This is a genomic window from Weissella fangxianensis (genome assembly GCF_024718545.1).
GTDB lineage: Bacteria > Bacillota > Bacilli > Lactobacillales > Lactobacillaceae > Weissella > Weissella fangxianensis.
This window is the reverse complement of sequence record NZ_JAMXDB010000058.1, coordinates 1-6,647: the sequence shown is the minus strand read 5'-3', so window position 1 is coordinate 6,647 and position 6,647 is coordinate 1. Positions and strand designations below refer to the sequence as shown.

Below are 6,647 nucleotides of genomic sequence, written 5' to 3'. Positions count from 1 at the left end.
ATATCTATTACTACAATAATAAACGGATTAAAACAAAACTGGCCGGAAAAACTCCGGTTCAATACCGAAATCTTTCCGACCAGCTAGTTGCTTAAACTTCTCTCCAATTTTTGGGGTTCAGTTCAGTGGAGCCTTATTTTTTTATATTTTAAATCATAATGAACATAGGTAAAATCAGTGGTCGACGTTTTGTCTGTTCGAATAAGAAACGTTGTAATTGTGAAACAACTGCATTTCGAATGCTGTGTTCGTTGGCAGTTGGTTCGTGCATTGCAGATAAGATTGCGTGGAATATTACCTTACGACCCTCGTTTATTAATTCTTCAGACTCACGCATATAGATAAAGCCACGTGATAATATATCTGGTCCGGCTGTGATTTCTTTATTCTTTAAATCAATCGTTGCAACAACGACGACTAGGCCATCCTCAGATAGCATTTGACGGTCACGCAATACAGCTGTACCAACATCACCGATACCGTTACCATCAACATAGGTATCTTGAGCTGGTACATGACCGGCAAGTCTGGCTTCATCTGGTGATACCGCAAGCACGTCACCATTGTCCAAAACAAAAGTATTCTGTTCAGGAACGCCAACATCATGACCTAATCCTTCATGAACCTTCAACATTCTGTACTCACCGTGGATTGGCATAAAGAACTTTGGTTTCATGAGTGAAAGCATTAGCTTTTGTTCTTCTTGGCCACCGTGACCAGACGCGTGAATGTTATTGATTTTACCATGAATAACATTTGCACCAGCTTCTTCTAGTTCATTAATAACTCGATTCACAGATTGAGTATTTCCAGGAATTGGTGAACTAGAGAAGATGACCGTATCATTTGGCTGGATTGATATCTGTCGGTGGGTACCGTTGGCAATCCGGGCTAAGGCAGCCATTGGTTCACCTTGAGAACCAGTCGACATAATAAGAACTTCTTCTGGTGGTAAGCGATTGATTTCGTGAGCATCTACCAGCATATCCTCAGGAATATCAAGGTACCCAAGGGCTAGTCCATTATTAACAGCACTTTCCATTGAGCGACCAAAAATGGCAATTTTGCGACCATGTTCAATTGCAGCTTTGGTTGCCATTTGAATTCGAGACATATTTGATGCAAAGGTTGCAAAAATAATTCTGCCATCAATTTCGTTGAATAATTTATCAATGGTTTTCCCAACCCAACGCTCAGATTTTGAAAATTCTGGGCGTTCGGCATTGGTTGAATCTGACATCAGTAATAGTACGCCTTCAGAACCAATGCGAGCCATCTTTTGTAGATTAGGGGCCTGTTTAGTAGTTGGTGTTAAGTCAAACTTAAAATCACCTGTTTCGACAATGGTTCCAGAAGGCGTATGGACGGCTACACCAAAAGTGTCAGGGATAGAATGAGTTGTACGGAAAAATTCAACACTCATTTTATCGAATTTAAGAACGGTATCTTCATTTATTTCATGTAACTCTGTGCTATTTAAAAGACCATGTTCGTCTAATTTATTTTTGATAAGGGCCATTGCTAATGGTCCAGCATATACAGGCACATTGACAGCATTTAAAAAGAAATGAATGGCACCAATGTGATCTTCGTGCCCATGAGTAATGACAAGTGCTTTAATTCTGTCTTTATTTTCTTTGAGGTAGGTATAATCGGGAATAACGTAGTCAACTCCGAGAAGATCGTCTTCTGGGAATTTGACACCAGCATCAACAACGATGATTTCATCGCCGAATTCAATACCGTAAGTGTTCTTTCCGATTTCACCTAAACCACCCAAAGCATAGACTGCTGTCTCCTCGGGCCGAATAGTTAAATCAGTTTTCATATATTAAAACTCCGTCAACTTGAAATCTGGACTCTGTTGCTCGTATGCAAGAGCCTTTTCTGATAGTTGTTCAATATGTTCGACATTGTACTCAGTATTTGATTCAACAGCCGAACGAGCAGCTGGTAAATCCGTTGCATCCAAATATAGAGAATGTGTATTTTCACGTTCAGGACTTTGGAAGGTGTTAGGTTGATAGTAAACTTTAAAAATCATAGTAATAAAGTATCTCCTTATTTTTTATTCCGATTCTTTGTATATAGCTAGTTTAGCAGAAAAAGGTATTATCTGCTACTAACGTAAAAGTTCTCCTTTACAAAGTTATATATAAGGTATGATATTCGCGCGTATTTTGGTTATCAATAAATGTTTCAGTGTTGCCGTCTAATCAATCGTTTTTTACTTGGAATTCAGGTACACTAAATATAATGATTATTAAAGAAATATGTAATTTTTTTGAAGGGAGACTATAATGTGGATTCTATGGGTTCTGATAGTTATAATAAGTGTTATTATCGCAGTAACAATTTATCGGCGATATGGGCGGCGTTTGACTGAACGACAAATCATTGCATCACAACAAATAGTGAATAAAGGGTTAACTTATGCCTTGAGTGATTTGGGGGATGCACTTTACTTGAACTCTGATAAATATATTTCCTCAACCTTGGTAGCAAATATTTGGGGTCATGAAGTGATGGCTTTTGAGTTTGTTTTACCAGTGTCGGGAGTACAGGAAGTTGTTGTTGTGAGACAGGCAGTTAACAATGCTTTAAGAGAATATTCTGAAAAAAATAATTTGCAGAGTGCTTCAGAAACAGATATGGCATTATTAGTAACAGACGTTTGGTATGATACGCGTATACCGGAATTACATATTGATATTGCACATATTATTAACCAAGAAACGGCCGCTTATATTAGAGATTTAAGGAAATTGAATCAACCCGTTTAGAATTTGGTATACTAAAATTAACTTAAAAAATAGGAGATTCTGAAGATGTATTTGATGAATGAAATTACACGTGATGGTAATAAAGTTTTACGTGAGCGTGCAGCTAAGGTTGAATTTCCTTTGTCTGATGAAGTAAAAGAAGCGTCAAAAAATATGATGGAGTATCTGGTTGTTAGCCAGGACGAAAAAAGGAATGAAAAATATGGCTTACGACCAGGTGTTGGCTTAGCAGCACCTCAAGTAGGTATTTCACAACAGTTCTCATCAATATTAATTCCTACAGATGATGTAGAAGAACTACAAGATCAAAAAGAAACGGGTGATGATTACTTCTTTAAAGGGACGATTTACAATCCAGTTATTACCCGTCAATCAGTAAAAAAGGGTGCTTTATCAATGGGTGAGGGGTGCTTATCTGTGGATAATGACTTACCTGGTTATGTTGCACGGTCATACCGAATTACCGTAAAGTTTCAAGATGAAACTGGCGCAAAGCAAGAGTTGCGTCTTGAGGGTTATCCTGCAATTGTATTCCAACATGAAATCGATCATTTGCACGGTACATTGTATTATGACCATATTAATAAAACTGAACCATGGGCCGAAACTGACAATACACGTTATTTAGGGTGATTTATATGGCGAACTCAGATAAAAATTTTACTTACCCAATTCTATCTGGTTGGAATAAAGATGACATTATCAATGCCAGTAAGTTATATTCGGCAGTAGCTAATGCCTATGAAGTTGGTGTTGATCGCCAAACTTTATTGGATGCCTACGCTGTTTTTAAGACGGTAGTCCCTAGTAAAAGTGAAGAAAAACAAATTGGACGTGAATTCGAAAGCACATCGGGCTACAGTATTTACAAAACTGTGAAATTAGCGCGTCAGACGGAGAGCCATCATCTTAAAATGGAGGACTAGCGTTTATGAATCAGGCACAATTACAAAAGATGGATGAAACGGTGCTCGGTTGGCTAGATGATGTTAGTGACATTGTCATGAAACGAGTTTGTCAACGGATGCAAATCGAGACAAAGTCCAGTCATCGAGATTTAGTTACGAATGTTGATCGAGAAGTTGAACAGTATTATGTGCAACATATTCGAACATTTGATCCGGAAGCACTGATTCTAGGTGAAGAAGGATTTGGGGATGCTGTAAAATCGACAGAAGGTCGGATTTGGTATGTTGACCCAATTGATGGTACGATGAACTTTGTCAAACAACAAGATGAATTTGCTACCATGATAGCCGTTTATGAAGATGGCGAACCTGTTATGGCATGGATTATGGATATCACCAATCACGATGTTGTTCATGGTGGCCCTGATTTTGGTGTTTTTCATAATGCTAAACCATTGCAGGCACCAGCAGATATACCATTGAAAGATGGTCTTATTATTCTATCGGGTGCCCGACTATTATATGAAGAAAAGGGTTTTCCAGAGTTAGCTAAATCGGCGATTGGTTATCGCGTCTACGGCTCGGCGGGAATTTCATATTTGCATGTGTTAACGGGGAAAGCGGTTGCTTACCTCAGCCGTATGCGACCATGGGATTTTGCCGCTGGTGTTGTCCTGGCAAAATCTTTAGGATTAAAGGTTGGAACAATTGACGAACACCCTTTGAATATGTTAGCATCAGGTTCAGTGCTTGTGGCAACAGAGAAGACATACAATGATATTAAAGAAATTCAACAAGAGTGGAATTAGTATTATTGGATTGACTTTCGATTGTTACACCGATTACAGAAACAAGTGACGTATGCGTCAAGGAGAATAGAATTTTGGCAAAACGCGAAAATATCCGCAATATTGCAATTATTGCTCACGTCGATCACGGAAAGACAACGTTGGTTAACGAATTATTAAAGCAGTCTGATACGTTAGACTTGCGTACAGAACTAGGCGACCGTGCGATGGACACAAACGATCTAGAAAAAGAACGTGGTATCACAATCTTGTCAAAGAATACGGCTGTCAAGGTTGGAGACAAGCAAATCAACATCATGGATACCCCAGGACACGCTGACTTTGGTGGTGAAGTTGAGCGTATTATGGGAATGGTTGATGGTGTTTTGCTTGTGGTTGACGCCTTTGAAGGTACAATGCCACAAACTCGTTTTGTTTTGAAGAAAGCCTTTGAACAAAACTTGACACCAATTGTTATTGTCAACAAGGTTGACCGTCCAGGTGCTCGTCCATCAGAAGTTGTTGATGAGGTTTTGGACTTGTTTATCGAGCTTGGTGCCGATGAAGAACAATTGGACTTCCCAGTTATCTATGCTTCAGCTATGAATGGAACATCATCATATGAGCCAGAAGTTGAAACACAAGAGCACACCATGGAACCAGTCTTCAAGACTGTCTTCGAGACAATTCCTGCTCCTGCTGATACTGCTGATGAACCACTACAATTCCAAGTTTCACTATTAGACTATAATGACTTTGTGGGTCGTATTGGAATTGGTCGTGTGTTTAATGGAAGAATCAAAGTCGGTGATTCAGTTGCCGTTATGAAGGTCGATGGCTCAGTGAAGAATTTCCGTGTAACAAAGTTATTTGGTTACATTGGTTTGGATCGTATTGAAATCGAAGAAGCTCAAGCTGGTGATTTGATTGCTATTTCAGGGATGGAAGACATCTCTGTTGGTGAGACAGTTGTTGATCCTGCACATCCTGAAGCATTACCATTACTTCGTATTGATGAACCAACCTTGCAAATGACTTTCCGTATCAATGATTCACCATTTGCAGGCCGTGAAGGTAAGTTTGTGACTGCTCGTCAGATTCAAGACCGTTTGAATCGTGAATTACATACTGATGTGTCATTGCGTGTTGCTGAAACTGATGAAGCCGGTGTTTGGCTAGTTTCAGGACGTGGTGAGTTACACTTATCAATCTTAATTGAAAACTTACGTCGTGAAGGCTTTGAACTTCAAGTTTCACGTCCAAAGGTTATTATGAAGGAAATTGATGGCGTACAGTCAGAGCCATTTGAGGCCGTTCAAATAGACACACCTGATGAGTATTCTGGAGCAGTGATTGACTCATTGAACCAACGTAAGGGTGAAATGCGCAATATGGAACCAACTGGTACAGGAACAACACGTTTGGACTTCCTTGTACCTTCACGTGGCTTGATTGGTTACTCAACTGAGTTTATGTCATTGACTCGTGGATATGGTATCTACAACCACACATTTGAAGCATATGGACCTGTTGTTAAGAACTGGAATCCTGGTCGTCGTAATGGAACACTAGTTTCAATTAACCAAGGCCAAGCTACAACGTATGCAATCATGGGTGTTGAAGATCGTGGAACGATGTTCATCCATCCTACTGATGACATTTATGAAGGTATGGTTGTTGGTATGAATAGCCGTGACAATGATATTTCAGTTAATGTTACTAAGGCTAAGAACCAAACTAATGTGCGTTCATCTAACAAGGACCAAACAGCTTCAATCAAGACGCCACGTGATATGACGCTTGAAGAATCAATGGAATTCTTGGATGATGATGAATACGCTGAGGTAACCCCAGAAAACGTTCGTATTCGTAAGCAAATTTTGAATACAAGTGAGCGTGAAAAGGCTGCTAAGCGTCGCAAGATGTCAACACAAGGTTAATATAAAAGATTATTAATAAAGCGGTTGTTGCCCAATTATGGGGAACAACCGTTTTTGTTGTTTACACTGAAAAATAAAATAATCTGCCTTAAGAATAAAGGGGCTCTGTGTCAAATAGCGTGAAAAACAGTAAAATCGATTAATTAGGTTTGTGAAAAGCGACTGTGAATCTGACAGATTATGTCAGATTCATGGTCGTTTTTTGTGTTAATAAGTTCATGAAGTTTA

The 6,647-nt window shown here is 39.2% G+C and carries 8 protein-coding genes; 6 read left to right on the top strand and 2 right to left on the bottom strand.

Annotation, left to right across the window (positions count from 1 at the left end):
- Positions 1-2: 2 nt before the first annotated feature.
- Entirely contained in the window at positions 3-95 is a 93-nt protein-coding gene (locus NGR58_RS09710) for an IS3 family transposase (RefSeq protein WP_407077141.1), read from the top strand.
- Positions 96-148: 53 nt separating this feature from the next.
- On the opposite strand, the gene rnjA is transcribed toward NGR58_RS09710, so the two are convergent.
- Together rnjA and NGR58_RS09700 are read right to left on the bottom strand one after the other, a co-directional pair.
- The gene (gene rnjA, locus NGR58_RS09705; protein ID WP_258089304.1) at positions 149-1,828 is read right to left on the bottom strand and encodes a ribonuclease J1; all 1,680 of its coding nucleotides are present in this window, start codon (positions 1,826-1,828) and stop codon (positions 149-151) included.
- Positions 1,829-1,831: 3 nt separating this feature from the next.
- Entirely contained in the window at positions 1,832-2,044 is a 213-nt protein-coding gene (locus tag NGR58_RS09700; protein ID WP_258089303.1) for a DNA-directed RNA polymerase subunit epsilon, read from the bottom strand.
- Positions 2,045-2,300: 256 nt separating this feature from the next.
- Between NGR58_RS09700 and NGR58_RS09695 the strand changes: the two genes are divergently transcribed.
- The 5 genes from NGR58_RS09695 to typA all read left to right on the top strand — a co-directional run bounded on the left by NGR58_RS09695 (position 2,301) and on the right by typA (position 6,419).
- On the top strand, positions 2,301-2,783 hold the full coding sequence (locus NGR58_RS09695) for a hypothetical protein (RefSeq protein ID WP_258089302.1): 483 nt from the start codon (positions 2,301-2,303) through the stop codon (positions 2,781-2,783).
- 45 nt (positions 2,784-2,828) lie between these two features.
- Positions 2,829-3,416: a peptide deformylase gene (gene def, locus NGR58_RS09690; RefSeq protein WP_258089301.1), complete on the top strand. Its 588-nt coding sequence runs from the start codon at positions 2,829-2,831 to the stop codon at positions 3,414-3,416.
- 5 nt (positions 3,417-3,421) lie between these two features.
- Positions 3,422-3,709: a UPF0223 family protein gene (locus NGR58_RS09685; protein WP_258089300.1), complete on the top strand. Its 288-nt coding sequence runs from the start codon at positions 3,422-3,424 to the stop codon at positions 3,707-3,709.
- Between the two features lie 5 nt (positions 3,710-3,714).
- Positions 3,715-4,500, top strand: a complete 786-nt coding sequence (locus NGR58_RS09680; RefSeq protein WP_258089299.1) for an inositol monophosphatase family protein — start codon at positions 3,715-3,717, stop codon at positions 4,498-4,500.
- Between the two features lie 74 nt (positions 4,501-4,574).
- Complete coding sequence (gene typA / locus NGR58_RS09675) at positions 4,575-6,419, top strand: translational GTPase TypA (RefSeq protein ID WP_258089298.1); 1,845 nt, start codon at positions 4,575-4,577, stop codon at positions 6,417-6,419.
- Positions 6,420-6,647 lie beyond the last annotated feature (228 nt).